Origin of the sequence: Micromonospora sp. NPDC023814 (assembly GCF_040639595.1) — a bacterium.
In the GTDB taxonomy this organism is placed as follows: Bacteria; Actinomycetota; Actinomycetes; order Mycobacteriales; family Micromonosporaceae; genus Micromonospora.
On the sequence record NZ_JBFAAF010000014.1, the window covers coordinates 1 to 14,231 of the forward strand.

The 14,231-nt window shown below is 76.3% G+C and carries 15 protein-coding genes; 10 read left to right on the forward strand and 5 right to left on the reverse strand.

The window, feature by feature from the left end; translation table 11 throughout:
• Both AB0G14_RS10180 and AB0G14_RS10185 read left to right on the forward strand, forming a co-directional pair.
• Nucleotides 1-621 (forward strand): SseB family protein (locus AB0G14_RS10180; protein WP_357695740.1); only part of this gene is annotated, 621 nt, incomplete at its 5' end.
• A gap of 181 nt (nt 622-802) precedes the next feature.
• Nucleotides 803-994, forward strand: coding sequence for a DUF5703 family protein (locus tag AB0G14_RS10185; RefSeq protein WP_053655860.1), 192 nt, complete (start codon nt 803-805; stop codon nt 992-994).
• A 73-nt stretch (nt 995-1,067) separates the two neighbouring features.
• Here the strand turns inward: AB0G14_RS10185 and AB0G14_RS10190 are convergent, their stop codons facing one another.
• Nucleotides 1,068-1,718, reverse strand: coding sequence for a hypothetical protein (locus tag AB0G14_RS10190; protein ID WP_357695948.1), 651 nt, complete (start codon nt 1,716-1,718; stop codon nt 1,068-1,070).
• 62 nt (nt 1,719-1,780) lie between these two features.
• Nucleotides 1,781-3,109, reverse strand: a complete 1,329-nt coding sequence (locus AB0G14_RS10195; protein ID WP_357695742.1) for a M20/M25/M40 family metallo-hydrolase — start codon at nt 3,107-3,109, stop codon at nt 1,781-1,783.
• A gap of 184 nt (nt 3,110-3,293) precedes the next feature.
• Here AB0G14_RS10195 and AB0G14_RS10200 point away from each other — a divergent pair, with 184 nt between their 5' ends.
• From AB0G14_RS10200 to AB0G14_RS10210, 3 genes are all read left to right on the forward strand, one after another.
• Nucleotides 3,294-3,902 carry a hemerythrin domain-containing protein gene (locus AB0G14_RS10200; protein ID WP_357695744.1) on the forward strand — a complete coding sequence of 203 codons (609 nt, stop codon included), beginning with the start codon at nt 3,294-3,296 and terminating at the stop codon, nt 3,900-3,902.
• Nucleotides 3,903-4,012: 110 nt separating this feature from the next.
• Entirely contained in the window at nt 4,013-5,047 is a 1,035-nt protein-coding gene (locus tag AB0G14_RS10205; RefSeq protein WP_357695746.1) for a LysR family transcriptional regulator, read from the forward strand.
• A gap of 135 nt (nt 5,048-5,182) precedes the next feature.
• The gene (locus AB0G14_RS10210; protein WP_357695748.1) at nt 5,183-5,425 is read left to right on the forward strand and encodes a hypothetical protein; all 243 of its coding nucleotides are present in this window, start codon (nt 5,183-5,185) and stop codon (nt 5,423-5,425) included.
• 68 nt (nt 5,426-5,493) lie between these two features.
• Here AB0G14_RS10210 and AB0G14_RS10215 read toward each other — a convergent pair whose 3' ends face one another.
• From AB0G14_RS10215 to AB0G14_RS10225, 3 genes are read right to left on the reverse strand one after another with little or no spacing between them, the layout of a single operon-like run.
• The gene (locus AB0G14_RS10215) at nt 5,494-5,844 is read right to left on the reverse strand and encodes a DUF3140 domain-containing protein (protein ID WP_350704392.1); all 351 of its coding nucleotides are present in this window, start codon (nt 5,842-5,844) and stop codon (nt 5,494-5,496) included.
• Nucleotides 5,844-6,014 (reverse strand): hypothetical protein, encoded by a 171-nt coding sequence (locus AB0G14_RS10220; RefSeq protein WP_357695751.1) that lies wholly within the window; start codon nt 6,012-6,014, stop codon nt 5,844-5,846. Before AB0G14_RS10220 ends, AB0G14_RS10215 begins: the two co-directional genes overlap by 1 nt.
• A 14-nt stretch (nt 6,015-6,028) precedes the next feature.
• Nucleotides 6,029-8,584: an ATP-dependent Clp protease ATP-binding subunit gene (locus tag AB0G14_RS10225; protein ID WP_357695753.1), complete on the reverse strand. Its 2,556-nt coding sequence runs from the start codon at nt 8,582-8,584 to the stop codon at nt 6,029-6,031.
• Nucleotides 8,585-8,782: 198 nt separating this feature from the next.
• Between AB0G14_RS10225 and AB0G14_RS10230 the strand changes: the two genes are divergently transcribed.
• The 5 genes from AB0G14_RS10230 to AB0G14_RS10250 all read left to right on the forward strand — a co-directional run bounded on the left by AB0G14_RS10230 (nt 8,783) and on the right by AB0G14_RS10250 (nt 14,185).
• On the forward strand, nt 8,783-9,190 hold the full coding sequence (locus tag AB0G14_RS10230) for a hypothetical protein (protein ID WP_357695755.1): 408 nt from the start codon (nt 8,783-8,785) through the stop codon (nt 9,188-9,190).
• A 124-nt stretch (nt 9,191-9,314) separates the two neighbouring features.
• The gene (locus AB0G14_RS10235) at nt 9,315-9,575 is read left to right on the forward strand and encodes a hypothetical protein (RefSeq protein WP_089000636.1); all 261 of its coding nucleotides are present in this window, start codon (nt 9,315-9,317) and stop codon (nt 9,573-9,575) included.
• Between the two features lie 8 nt (nt 9,576-9,583).
• Nucleotides 9,584-10,867 carry a hypothetical protein gene (locus AB0G14_RS10240; protein ID WP_357695757.1) on the forward strand — a complete coding sequence of 428 codons (1,284 nt, stop codon included), beginning with the start codon at nt 9,584-9,586 and terminating at the stop codon, nt 10,865-10,867.
• Complete coding sequence (locus AB0G14_RS10245) at nt 10,860-13,523, forward strand: FtsK/SpoIIIE domain-containing protein (RefSeq protein WP_357695759.1); 2,664 nt, start codon at nt 10,860-10,862, stop codon at nt 13,521-13,523. Before AB0G14_RS10240 ends, AB0G14_RS10245 begins: the two co-directional genes overlap by 8 nt.
• A complete protein-coding gene (locus AB0G14_RS10250) occupies nt 13,520-14,185 on the forward strand; it encodes a hypothetical protein (RefSeq protein WP_357695761.1) in 666 nt (221 codons plus the stop codon). Before AB0G14_RS10245 ends, AB0G14_RS10250 begins: the two co-directional genes overlap by 4 nt.
• Nucleotides 14,186-14,231: the final 46 nt, after the last annotated feature.

The window sequence follows — 14,231 nt, forward strand, 5'->3', positions numbered from 1 at the left end:
CGCCCGCCCGCCGGCCCGGCCGTGCCCGTGGCCCCGCCAGCCGCACCGCCGCCCCCGCCCGTTCCGGCCGTCCCGCAGCCGCCCGCCGGGGACCGGCCGGAGCGGAGCGGACCGGCCGCCACCTCGGCCCACCGGCCCGCCGACGGCACCGCGCCCACCGCCGACGCCCGGGACGGGTCGACCCTCACCGGGTCCGAGCCGGCCGGCGCCGTCGAGGACGGTTCGGCGGGGGGCGGCCGGACGGTGCAGGACCTACTCGGCGACGCCGTCGCGCGGCGGGACCTGCCGGCGTACCTCGGCGTCCTGGCCGCCTCGATGGTGTGCGTACCGCTGGCGGCGGAGCCGGGCCCGGACCGCGACGTGCCCTGGACGGTCGTCGCCGACGCGGCCGGCGCGCCGCTGCTGCCCGTCTTCACCACGCCGGACGCCCTGGCCGCGTTCGCCGGGTCGGGCGTGCCGTTCGTCGCGGTGCCCTGCGCGGACCTGCTCGCCGCCTGGCCGGACCCGGCGTGGGGGCTGGCGGTGGACGCCGGCACCCCGCGGACGCTGCTGCTGGCACCGCCGGCGCTGGCCGCCCTGCTGGCGGCGAACCCGCTCGTCGACAGCGCGCCCCTCGACTAGACAGCGCGCCGCTCGACTAGGAGGTGTCGGGACCGGCCGGCGTCGGGTGGACCGGCCCGGTGCGGGGGCGACGACGGGCCCCGGCCCGGGGTGGGCCACCTCACACCCGGGCGTCGGACGGCGGCGCGGGTCACCGGCGAGGGGGTGGCGGACGGCCGCCGGGCTGGGCAGCATAGGGCTCATGGACTACGAGTACGCGCCGCTGCGGTTGCCGCCGAACGTCGACCGGTTGACCGCCGCGGCGCAGTTGGCGATCCAGGCGGAGTTCTCCGGGTGGGAGTTGGCCCGGGTGCGGCTGTTCCGCGACGGCACGCGCCAGGTGGTGCTGCGCCGCCGACGGGTCAACCAGCCGCAGCCGGGCCTGTCGTACTGATCACCGGCGGCACCGCCGGTACGCGGACGCCCCGGGGCCCGGCCGAACCGCCGGGCCCCGGGGCGTCGCCGCCCTAGTGGGCGTGGTCGTGCTCGTCGTCGAGTTCCAGGAACGGGTGCTCGTCGAGCCGGCCCACCAGCCGGTCGTCGGGCGCCGGCTGGAACGGGCCGACCGGGTCGTCGTCGTCGAAGGACTCCAGGTCGACCGGGGTGCCGACCTCGCTGACCATCACCACACCGTCCAGCGGTTCCAGCTCCGGCACGTCCAGCGCGCCGAGCGAGCCGTCGCCGCTCTGGAGCAGCTCCAGCACCGCCTCACCGACCCCCTCGACGGGTGCCGGCTCGTCGTCGGCCGGGGTGCCCTCCCGGCGGGCCGCCTCGGCCACCCGGATCAGCGCCGACACGCTCGGCACCCGGTAGTCGCGCCGCTGGCGCACCGAGATGACCCGGGGGTGCGGGTCGGTGGGCTCCACGCCTTCCCCGCCGAAGCGCTCGTCGGCCTCGTCCGGGTCGATCGACTCGACGTCCCAGGGGGTGACCTCGCCGAAGGCGTCCAGGAGTTGCTCGTCGTACGCGAAGGAGGCGTTGTTCAGGGCGACGTACGCCTGCCAGACGTCGTCGTCGACGACGCGGCCCTGCGCGGCTCGGACGGCGGCCAGGTGGTGGCGGGCCGCATCGATCACGCGCTCGAGGGCGGCGTCCAGCTCACCGTGCTGGTCGGTCATGTGGGTCAGTCCCTTCACGATGGGGAGGTTCCCCGGCGGAACACTGGTGTTCCGGACGGGGGCTAGCAGGTGCGGAGGAACCGGTCGAGAACCCGCACGCCGAACTGTAGTCCGTCCACCGGAACGCGCTCGTCGATGCCGTGGAACAGCGCGGAGAAGTTCAGGTCGGCGGGCAGCCGCAGCGGCGCGAAGCCGAAGCACCGGATGCCGAGCTGGGAGAACGCCTTGGCGTCGGTGCCGCCGGAGAGCATGTACGGCACCGGCCGGGCCCCCGGGTCCTCCGCGCGCAGCGCCGCCGACATCGCGTCGACCAGGTCGCCGTCGAACGTCGTCTCCAGCGCGGGCTGGCGCTGGATGTACTCGATGACGATGTCCGGGCCGACCAGCTCGCGCAGCTGCCGCTCCAGCAGCTCCGACTGCCCAGGGAGGCTGCGGCAGTCGATGGTGGCGGTGGCCCGGCCGGGGATGACGTTGTCCTTGTAGCCGGCGGCGAGCCGGGTCGGGTTGGCGGTGTTGCGGATCGTCGCGCCGATGATGTTGGCGATCGGCCCCAGCTTGGCGATGGCGGTCTCCGGGTCCTCCGGGTCGAGTTCGATCCCGAGCAGGTCGGAGACCTCCTCCAGGAAGGCCCGGACGGTGTCGGTCACCACCACGGGGAAGCGGTGCCGGCCGACCCGGGCCACCGCTTCGGCGAGCGCGGTGACGGCGTTGTCGTCGTGCACCATCGAGCCGTGCCCGGGCCGGCCCTTGGCGCGCAGGCGCAGCCAGTCGATGCCCTTCTCGGCCGTCTCGATCAGGTAGAGCCGCTGCTCGTCGTTGACCGAGTAGGAGAAGCCGCCGACCTCGCCGATGGCCTCGGTGCAGCCGTCGAGGAGATCGCGGTGCCGCTGGACGAGGAAGTGTGCGCCGTAGTCGCTGCCGGCCTCCTCGTCGGCGGTGTACGCGAGCACGATGTCGCGCGGCGGGCGCACCCCGGTGCGCTGCCAGTGCCGCACCACGGCCAGCACCATCGCGTCGAAGTCCTTCATGTCGATCGCGCCCCGGCCCCACAGGTAGCCGTCGCGCAGTTCCCCGGAGAACGGGTGCACCGACCACTCGTCGGCGTCGGCGGGGACCACGTCGAGGTGGCCGTGCACCAGCAGGGCGCCGCGGCTCGGGTTGGCGCCCGGGATGCGGGCGACCAGGTTGGCGCGGCCCGGCGCCGACTCGTGGATGACGGACTCGACACCCACCTCGGCCAGCTTCTCCGCCACGTACTCGGCGGCGACGCGTTCGCCGACGCTGGTGTCGTTGTCCCCGGTGTTGGTGGTGTCGATCCGCAGGAGGTCGCGGCACAGGCCGACGACCTCGTCGGTGGGGTCGGGAAGGGCGGAGGCGGCGTCGCTCGTCATCGCTTCTTCATACCAGCCGACCGGTCCGCTCCGGTCGCCCCGTCCCGCCCCTGTGGCGCGGCGGGGCGAGGCCGCCGGGGCGGGCGCGTACCGCTCTGCCCGGTTTCGCCGCCGGCGCGGTCGGGTACCGCCGGTCGCGACCGCACCCCACCACGTGCTCCGCCCGCCGCCCGAGGAGGGCACCATGACCGTTCCCCTGCCGCCGCTGCCGCCCACCGGAGAGGACGAGACCTTCCGGCCGGGCGGGCGCAGCATCGCCGACATCGTCGACGCCGAGCACCGGCAACTGCGGGAGCTGCTGCGCCGGCTCACCGACGCCGACGCCGAGCCCGCACCGGAACGGGGGCTGGAGGTGCTGACGGCGGCGCTGTCCCGGCACCTGTCCGCCGAGGAGCAGTACCTGCTGCCCACGGTCCGGGCCGCGCTGCCCGACGCCGCCGACCGGGTGGACCGGGCGCTCACCGACGACGCGGCCCTGCTGACCGCCCTGGGTGGGCTCGCCGACGACGGGCTGGCCGAGGTCGACGCGCGGGTCCGCCGCCACGTCGAGGAGGTCGGCGCCCTGGTCGCGGCGCTGCGCGAGGTGGCCAGCCCCGAGGAGCTGATCCGCCTGGGCAACCGGCTGGAGATCGCCGAGGAGGCGGCCCCGACCCGACCGCACCCGGGCACGCCGGCGACCCCGCCCTGGAACCGGGTCGTCGAGCCGGCGGTGGGCGTGGTCGACAAGGTGCGCGACGCGGTCACCGGCCGCCCGACCTACCTCGCCGACCTGGCCGAGCCGCCGTCGAGCTGAGCGGCCGGCCTCCCCGCCGGGCACCCCCGGCCACCGGCCCGGCACACATCGGAAGGTGTTGATCCGTTCAGGGCCTTCCGCCAGCCGCTGCGGGGTCATACCGTCACTCTATGAATCTGGAGCTGCGTCACCTGAGGGTGGTCTGCGCGATCGCGGAGACGGGGAGCGTGACCAAGGCGGCCTCGGCGCTCGGCCTGGCCCAGCCGGCGCTCACCGCCCAGCTCCAGCGCATCGAGCGGACGCTGGGCGGGCCGCTGTTCGAACGGGACCGCCGCGGCGCCCGGCCCACCGTCCTCGGCGAGCTGGTCCTCGCCCGGGCCCGGGTGCTGCTGCCGGCCATGAAGGGCCTGCAGGACGAGGCGGCCCGGCTCGCCGGTGCCGGGGACGCCCCCCGTCGCTACCGGTTCGGCGGGGTGAACAGCCCGATCCTCGGTCGGCTCGTGCACCGGCTCGCCGCCGATCCCCCGCCGGCCCAGATCACCACCCACGCCTCCTGGTCGGCGGAGGAGCTGACCCACCTGGTCGCGGGCGGCCGGCTGGACTTCGCGCTGATCGGGGTGTGCGGCGATGCCGCGCCGCCGGCCGAGTACGGGCTGAGCTGGCGCGAGGTGGCCGTCGACCCGGTGCTCGTCATGCTGCCCGAGCAGCACCCGCTGGCGGGCCGGGCCGAGGTGCCCCTGACCGACCTGCGCCGCGAGCAGTGGGTCGCCGCGCCCGGCGACGGCTGCTTCGGCGACTGCTTCGCGGCCGCCTGCGCCCGCGCCGGCTTCACCCCGCGCAAGCTGTACGAGGCCGACGTGCGCGTGTGCATCGACATGGTCGACTCCGGCGAGGCGGTGGCGCTGTGCCAGGCGACCTTCCGTCCGGTCGCCGGGCTGGTCACCCGGATGCTGGCCGGCACCCCGCTGCGCTGGCGGCTGATGCTCGGGTGGCACCCCGACTCCCCCGCCGCAAGGGACGCCGAGGTGGTGCTGGAGACCGCGCTGGCCGCGTACACCGACTCGCTGGCGGCGCATCCGGAATACCTGTCCTGGCTGCTGCGCAACCCGGGCTTCGGGGCGCGGGGGCTGACGGCCGCCGGGAGTGGCCCGGTGTCTGGGCGTGGAGCCGACCGTGAGACCCACCCGCGGGGCCGGTGGCCGTGAAGCGTCAACCCGGCACGGCAACCGCCGGTCAGACCGGGACCGTTCCACCGCGAGGCGGAACCACCAACCATGCGCTCACCAAAGCGCACTGAGAGGTAACGGTGCGAACGGCGTGACGTCGGGTATCCGGCGGGCATGACCGATCTCTACCCCGCCGCCGACGACCGGGAAATCCTCCGTCAGGCGGCCGCCGCGCACACGTCCGCCGCCCGCGACGTGGAGGCCTTCCTGCGCCGCCTGCCCGAGGTGCCCGACCCGGCCGACGTCACGGAGTACGCCACGCTGCTCACTCGGGAGGAGCGGGCGCGCGCCGACCGGGAGGCGGCGGCGGACGCCGCGGGCCTGACGATCGGCAGCCTGGAGAGCGACCAGGGCTGACACACGGGGCCGGCGGCACCCGGGAGGTGTTCCGGGGCGCCGCCGGCCCGCGTGTCGACGGGGACGGTTCAGCGTTCGACGAGGACGTCGTGGCCCAGGTCGAGCAGCGAGTGTCGCCACTCGTCGTCGGCGTTGCCGCGATCAGGCTTGGCCTCCAGCAGGTTCTCGATCTCGTCGATCGCGTCCTGCATCACCTTGATGTCCTCCGGGGTGAGGTCGACCTTGCGCTTGGTGAGCACCTTGAGGATCTCCCGGCCCAGCGCGGGCAGGTCGAGGTCCGGGTTCGGCCCGAACGCCTCCTCCCCGGAGCCGCGGGTGAGCAGCCACTGCCGCAGCTTCTCCGACGGGACGTTCACCTGGGCGTGGAAGTCGTCCCAGAGCACCTCCACCTCGGGATCGAGCCGCTGCTCTCGTACCATCAGCCCTCCTCTCGACGGCGACGGTCGGACGCCGCCGGCTCCGGCTCGTCGCCCTGCTGCTGGCCCAGGCCCTCCGGCGGCACCTGCACCCGGGCGGGGTTCGCCGTCGGCGGCGCCAGGATCGGATCGGTGTGGTCGGTCTCTTCCTGGGTCTCCTCGGGTTCGGTCATGTCCGCCCTCCGGGTCATCGGGGATGGGACGTGCTGGCCGCGGTGTATCCGCGCTCGCCGGCGGTCACGTCGAAGGCGAGTCGGCCGTCGCGGGCGTCGACGACGACCTTCTGGCCGGGCGAGATGGCCGATTCCAGCAGCATCCGGGAGAGGTGGTTGTCCACCTCCCGCTGGATGACCCGACGCAGCGGCCGCGCGCCGAACTCCGGCTGGTAGCCGTGCTCGGCGAGCCAGTCGATGCCGGCGGTGGTGAACTCGACCTGGATGTCCTGGGCGTGCAGCCGGCGCCGGGTCTCCTCCAGCATCAGCTCGGTGATCTGGCGCAGCTGCTCGGCCTCCAGCCGACGGAAGATGATCACCTCGTCGATGCGGTTGAGGAACTCCGGGCGGAAGTTCTCCTGGAGCCGGCGCATCAGCCGCTCGCGCAGCTCGTCGCGCTCGGCGTCGGTGCCCGGCGCGCCGGCACCGAACCCGACGGCGCGCTGGGTGCCGGTGATCAGCTCCGAGCCGAGGTTGCTCGTCATGATCAGCACGGTGTTCTTGAAGTTGACCGTGCGGCCCTGGCTGTCGGTGAGCCGCCCGTCGTCGAGGACCTGGAGCAGGATGTTGAACACGTCCGGGTGGGCCTTCTCGATCTCGTCGAGCAGCACCACCGCGTACGGGCGGCGGCGCACCGCCTCGGTGAGCTGGCCGGCCTCCTCGTAGCCGACGTACCCGGGCGGGGCGCCGACGAGCCGGCTGACCGTGTGCCGCTCCTGGAACTCGCTCATGTCCACCCGGACCATCCGGTCGGCCTCGCCGAAGAGCGCCTCCGCGAGGGCCCGGGCCAGCTCCGTCTTGCCGACGCCGGTCGGCCCGAGGAACAGGAAGCTGCCCATCGGCCGCTCCGGGTCGGCCAGCCCCGTACGCGAGCGGCGGACCGCCTCGGCGACCGCGGTGACAGCGTCGTCCTGGCCGACCACCTTCTCGTGCAGGTAGCCCTCCAGGCGCAGCAGCCGGTCGCGTTCCTCCTCGGTGAGCTGGTTGACCGGGATGCCGGTGGCCCGGGAGACCACCTCGGCGATCTCCCGCGGCCCGACCGCCGGCACCTGCGAGGTGGCGCCCTCGTCGCCCCGGGCGCGGCGGATCTGCTCCTCCAGCTCGGCGAGCCGGTCACGCAGGGTGGACGCCTTCTCGTACTGCTCGTCGGCGACGGCCTGCTCCTTGTCCCGGCGTACCTCGTCGAGCTGCGTCTCCAGCTCGCGCACGTCGGAGGCCGGCGTGCGGGTACGCAGCCGGACCCGGGCGCCGGCCTGGTCGATCAGGTCGATCGCCTTGTCCGGCAGGTACCGGTCGGTGACGTACCGGTCGGACAGCTCGGCCGCGGCGACCAGCGCCTCGTCGGTGAACCGCACCTGGTGGTGCGCCTCGTAGCGGTCCCGCAGGCCGCGCAGGATCGCCACGGTGTCCTCCACGCTGGGCTCCGGCACGAACACCGGCTGGAACCGGCGGGCCAGCGCGGCGTCCTTCTCGATGCTCTTGCGGTACTCGTCCAGGGTGGTCGCGCCGATCACCCGCAGCTCGCCCCGGGCCAGCGCGGGCTTGAGCATGTTGGACGCGTCCATGCCGCCCTCGCTGCCCGCCCCGCCCGCGCCGACCAGGGTGTGAATCTCGTCCAGGAAGACGATCAGCTCCTCGCGGTGCGCGCGGATCTCGTCGATCACCTTCTTCAGCCGCTCCTCGAAGTCGCCCCGGTAGCGGGTGCCGGCGACCAGCCCGGCGAGGTCGAGCTGGACCACCCGCTTGCCGAGCAGCGTCTGCGGCACGTCGCCGTCGCAGATCCGCTCGGCGAGGCCCTCCACGATCGCGGTCTTGCCGACGCCCGCCTCGCCGATCAGCACCGGGTTGTTCTTCGTACGCCGGGACAGGATCTCGACGGCCTGCTCGATCTCGTCGGCCCGGCCGATCACCGGGTCGATCTGGTCGTTGCGGGCCAGGTCGGTGAGGTCCTGGCCGTACTGGTCCAGGGTGGGGGTGCCGCGGTCCGGCTTCGGACCGGCCATCGGCCCGCGCTCGGCGCTGGCCGCCTGCAGGGACTCGGGCTGGATCCGGCCGGCGGCGAACATCCGGCCGGCGGGGGACTCCGGGTTCAGCGGCAACGCCATCAGGATGTGCTCGGGGCCGATGTAGTTCGCGCCCATCGCCCGGGACAACTGGTGGGCGTCGAGCAGCGCCCGCTTCGCCGCCGGCGTCAGCGACAGGTTCGGCGGCACCTCGCCCCGGGGCGCGCCGTCGCCGCGGCCGCCGAGCGCGTTGAGCAGCGTGTCCGGGTCGGCGCCGGCGCGGCGCACCAGGTCGCGCAGCGGCTCGCGTTGCAGCCCCGCCCAGAGCAGGTGGTCGGTGTCCAGGTCGGTGCTCTGCCGCTGGGCGGCCCGCCGGGCCGCGTCGGCCAGCATCTCCCGGGCGTCGGCGGTCATCAGCCGGGTGATGTCGACCCGGTGCGCGGGTCGGCGCCCACCCTCGCCCCGGCCGAAGTACCGGGCCAGGAACTCGTCCCACGGGTCGGAGCCGAAGTCACCGGGTCCCATCATGTCGTCCTCCGCTGCTCGGGCGCGGCACGGTCGCCAGGGGCTACCCGACGGTCGGCCCGACAAACGCCGCCGCCCGCCGAGGCAACCCGTGTACGCCCGGCACGCTGCCGCAGTCGGGGCGTGTGCGGAGGGAAGGGCCCGTTCCGCACACCTGCCGCCGGCGGCGTGGCGGCGGGGGCGGGGTGGCAGGCTGGCGGGATGGAACCGACGCCGCCGCTGCTGATCGTGGACGCCGCCAACGTGGTGGGTTCCCGCCCGGACGGCTGGTGGCGGGACCGCGCGGGCGCCACCGCCCGGCTGCGCGACTCGCTGGCCCGGGTGGCCGACGACGGGCTGCCCCCGGACCTGCCGGCCCCGGTGGAGGTGGTGCTGGTGGTGGAGGGCCGGGCGCGGGACGTGCCGGGCGCGGCCGGGGTCCGGGTGGTCGCCGCGGCGGGGTCCGGGGACGACGCCGTGGTCGAGCTGGTCGCCGGCACGCCGGAGCGCCGGCGGCTGGTCGTCACCGCCGACCGTGAGCTGCGGGAACGGGTCGCGGCACTGGGCGCCGAGGTGTACGGCCCGCGCTGGTTGCGGGACCGGACCTCGCCCTCCGACGAGTCCCGTTAATCGGACTCACGGTGCTTCCGGTCGACAACCGGTCAGCGGGGCAGGAACACTGACAGGGCGGATGTTCTCTCACCGCAACCGATAGGCTCTAATGGAGGCCTCCCCGCCCCCAGGAGGTTCCGCCGTGGCGAGCGTCGCCGAGCTCAAGGCAGCCATCGATGTCGCGCTCCAACAGATCGGCGACGGCCAGAGTGCCGTGCAGGCGGCCGGCGAGAAGCTGGCCGAGGCGCAGCAGACACTGGCCGGCGCGCTGGAGGGCAGCGGGCACGAGACGGTCGAGGCGGCCCAGTCCTCGCTGACCCAGGCCAGCCAGGAGCTGGAGGAGTGCCTCGCCGCGACACTCGTCGCGGTCGAGCAGGCGCAGCTCTACGTCGCGACGCTCTGAGGCCGGCCGTGTCCATCGTCGAGGACATCGGCGGGCAGGTCCGCGCCGCCGCCGAGGACCTGCCGCTCGCCCAGCTCGCCGTGGCGTTGGAGAAGTTCGGGCTGGCCGCCGAGCGGCTGCGCTGGGTGCGCCAGGAGTCGGCCGACCCGATGGGTGTGCCGGAGTTGTCCGCCGCCACCGAGCACGCCGAGACCGCCGGTTACGCGCTGCGCGTCGCGCAGGAGCAGCTGTCGGCGTACCTGGCGGCGATCGGGCTGGGCCCCGACGGCGCGCCGGCGCCCGGGCCGGAGCGGCAGCGACGCCGGCCGGCACACGACGCGCCGCGCGAGGCGGCCCCGGTCGCCCCGGCGCCCGAGCCGCCCGGCGAGGTGAAGCTGCGCCGCTGGTGGTCGGTGCGGGTGGCCGAGCTGACCGGCGGCCGGGAGGGGCCGCCGGACGAGCCCGACGAGCGGGTCGGCGACTCCCGGGAGCTGCTGCGCCGGGTGGTGGGCGGGGTCCGGGCCGGCGACCGGGACCGGCTGCACCGCGAGCTGCGCCGCGCGCACGCCGACGTCGGCCTCGGCCTGGCCGCGCTGGCGCCGCCGCTGCTGCGCGACCTGGCCGGGGAGCTGCTGGGGCACCCGCCGCGCGCCGACGACCTCGGGCGACTGCACCGTGAGCTGGACGGCCGGGTCCGGGACCTGCTGCCCGGGCTGCCCGCGCCGGTGCTGGACACCCTCCTGACCCGGGTCTGCCGGATGCCGCCGCCGCGGCGCGGCGAGGCGGAGCAGCCGCACGCGGCCGACCCCGCGGTCACCGCCGGGGTGCTGGCCGGCGTGCTGCTGGCCCGGCTCGGCCGGGATCTGCCGGCCGAGGGCGAGCGGGACCGGCAGGCCGAGGCCGGCCGGGAGCGGCAGGCCGCCGCCGAGCGGGACCGCCGGGCCGACGCCGCGCGCGACCGGGCCGCCGACGCCGAGTGGGAGCGGCGCGCCGCCGACGCGCGGGACCGGGTGGCCGATGCCCGGAAGCGGGCCGCCGCGGCGTCCGACCGGGCGGCCTCGGCGCACGAGCGGGCCGCCGCGGTACGGGACCGGGCCGCCGCCCGGCGGAACGGACCGGCGGGCGGCGGGCGGGGCGCCCCTGGCGACCCGCCGGCAGCGGGCGGAGCGGGGACACCCGGCGGGCCGGCGGCCGGCCGGGGCACGGCGGGCGCCGACCGGCCCGGCGCCGGTCGCGCCTGGTCGAGCCCGCCGACGGGTCGGCCCGCGTCCGGCGGGGCCGGGGAGCCGCGGCCGCGGGGCGTCGATGGCTGACCGGCGGGCGCAGCTGGTCACCCGGGTCCGGGGCATGCTCGGCGAGGCCCTCGGCGCGACCCGGACGCGGCTGTCGACGGCGCAGGCCGAGCTGACCACGGCCCGGGAGCGGCTGGCGAAGGTGCGGCGGGCCGCGGCGGTCGTGCCGGAGCGGGTGGGCGCGCAGCGGGACCGCCGGCTGGCCGACATCGACGACCGGCACGCGGCGCGGATCGCCGAGTTGGCCCGGCGCGCGGGGGACGCCGCGCGGCGGGAGGCCCCCGGCGCCGCGTCCGCCGACTGGGCGCGGTGGCGCCCCACCCCGGCGCGGCGGGCGGAGCCGCCCGGCGCGCTGCGGATCGGCACGGTCCGCATCCCGGGCGCGGAACCGGTGCCGGCGCTGGTGCCGCTGCTGGACGCCGGCCACGTGGAGCTGACCGGGGACGACCGGGACGGCGGCGAGGCGGTGGTGTCGGCGCTGCTGCTGCGTGCCGTCGGCCGGGCCGACCCGGGCGCCGTCCGGCTGATCGGCTACGACCCGGAGCACCTGGGCGGCGGCCTGGCCGGCTTCGCCCCGCTCGGCACCGCCGGGCTGCTCACCTTCGTCGGCCCGGGCGGGCTGGCCCGCCTGCTCGACGACCTGGTGGAGCAGATCCGCCGGATCAACGAGACGGTGCTGGCCGGGGAGCACGGCTCGCTGCGCGAGCTGGCCGCCGCGACCGGCCGCCGGCCGGAGCCGTGGCGGGTGGCGGTGCTGCTCGGCGGGGACGAGCTGTCCCGGCACGAGCGCGGCCAGCTCGACCGGGTGGTGCGCACCGGGGCGGCCTGCGGGGTGCACCTGGTGGTCCGGGGCGTGTCGCTGCCCGGCGACCCCACGGTGACCCGGGTGACGGTCGACCCCGACGGCGCGCGGATCGGTGGGCTGCCGGTCCGGTCGGACCCGCCGCCGCCCGCGGCCCTGGTCACCGAGACCTGCCGGGACGTGGCGGCGCGGGTGAACGCCGGCCCCGCCCCGACCCCGTTCACCGACCTGCTCCCGCCCCCGGAGCAGATGTGGCGGGAGGATTCGGCGACCGGGCTGACCGCCCCGATCGGCGAGGGGCCGCACGGCCGGCCGGTCCTGCTCACCCTGGGCGACTATCCGCCGCACGCGCTGATCGGCGGCCCGTCCGGCACCGGCAAGACGAACCTGATCTTCGCCTGGATCGGCGCGCTGGCGGCCCGCTACTCCCCCAACGAGTTGGAGTTCTACCTGCTGGACTTCAAGGAGGGGGTCTCCTTCGCCCGGTTCGCCCAGGGCCGGCGCGACCCGAGCTGGCTGCCGCACATGCGGCTCGTCGGGATCAACGTCAACACCGACCGGGAGTTCGGCCTGGCGCTGCTGCGCTTCCTCGCCGAGGAGCTGCGCCGGCGGGCCGACGCCGCGAAGAAGCACGAGGTCACCAAGCTCGCCGAGCTGCGCGCGGTCGACCCGACGGGGCACTGGCCGCGGATCGTCGCGGTGGTCGACGAGTTCCAGATGCTGCTGGCCGGGCGCGACGTCGTCGCCCGGGAGGCCGCCGACCTGCTGGAGGACCTGGCCCGGCGCGGCCGGTCCCAGGGCATCCACCTGGTGCTCGCCTCACAGGACGTGCGCGGCATCGAGGCGCTCTGGGGGCGGCCGGCCCTGGTCGCCCAGTTCACGCTGCGCATCGCGCTGCCCAAGGCGCTGCGGATCCTCGCCGAACGCAACGACGCCGCCCAGTCGCTGCCCCGCCACCACGCGGTCGTCAACGCCGAGTCGGGCATGGCCGAGGGCAACCAGGTGGCCCGCATCCCGTCGGCCAGCGACTGGGAGACGTGGAGCGAGCTGCAGCACCGGCTGTGGCGGATGCGCCCGCAGGACGCCGCCCCGGCCCGGCTCTTCGACGGCGACGCGATCCCCCGGCTCGCCGACGCGCCGGACTTCCGGGCGCTCACCGCGCCGGAGGCGGGCCACCCGCGGACGCCGGTCGCGCTGCTCGGCGAGATCATCGACGTGCAGGCCCGTTCGGCGGTGCTGCGGCTGCCCCGGGCCCCCGGGCGCAACCTGGCGGTGCTCGGCACCCGGGTGGACGAGGCGTGCGCGGTGCTCGACGCGGCGGCCCGCTCGCTGGCCCGCCAGCACCGCCCCGGCACGGCCCGCTTCTCCATCGCCTGCCTCGACCCGGACGCCGACCCGGCCGCCCGTTCCCTCTACGAGGACCTCGCCGACGACGCCGCCTGGTACGACGAGGAGACCGTCGGGGAGCTGATGGCCGAGACCGCCGAGGGGCTCGGCGCGCCGGGCGTACCGCACTACCTGCTGCTGTTCGCGGTCGACGCGGCGGCCGGGGCGCTGGCGGCGCGGGTCGGCCGGCGCACCGGGCTGGAGGAGCTGCGCCGGATCCTGCACGACGGGCCGGAACGGCGTACGCACGTGCTGGCCTGGTGGCGGGGCGTCGCCCGGATGCGCGCCGACCTGGGCGGGCCGGCGGCGCGGACGGACCAGATCGGCGCCTGGGTGGCGCTGGACGCGCACGGCGGCGAACTGGGCTCGTCGCTCTATCCGGGCACCGGCGGCCCGGACTGGTATCCCCGCCCCTGGCGTGGGCTGTTCTTCGACCGGGCGGTGCACCGCACCGGTCAGGTGATCATCCCCTACGGACCGGCCCGATGAACGAACCGGTGACCAGTGAGACGTACGCGGCGCAGCTGCGGCGGCTGGCCGAGCTGACGGCGCGGGTGCGCGACCAGCGGGCCGAGGCGCACACCTGGTACGCGCAGCAGTGTGCCGCCGCCGAACGGGCGGTCGCCGAGGCCGAGGCCGAGGTCGCGCGCGCCGAGCGGGAGGCGGTGGCGGCGCGGGAGCTGCAGGAGCGGGTGGACGCCGAGGTCGCCCACCTGTGGCAGCAGCTACGCGGCCGGCTCGGCGGGGGCGGCCGTCGGGCGGGCGGGCCCCCGGCCCCGGCGCCGGGCGCCACGGCGGACCCGGTGACGCTGCTGGACGGCGTACGCGACCTGCTGAACCGCACCCGCCAGCCCGGTGACCTGCCGGGCTCGGTGAACCCGCTGCTGGCGCTCTGCGGCGTGGCCGGCGCCGTGGTCGCGTACGCCCTGGGCGGCGCGGCCCGGGCGGCCGGCGACCGGTACGGCGGCGAACTCGCGGTCGGGCTGCCCGTGCTGGCGCTGGTGGTGACCCTGCTGGGCCCGCTGGTCGGCCTGGTGCCGGCGAAGGCCCTGGCCGACCGCCGGCACGCGGTGCTCGGCCCCCGCCCGGTCGCCGTGGTCATCGGTGCCGGCCTGCTCACCACGGTCCTGCTGCTGACCCTCGCCCGCTGACCCCGCGCCGGTGGCGTGGACGTCAGCGGGCAGGCCGGGTGTCCGT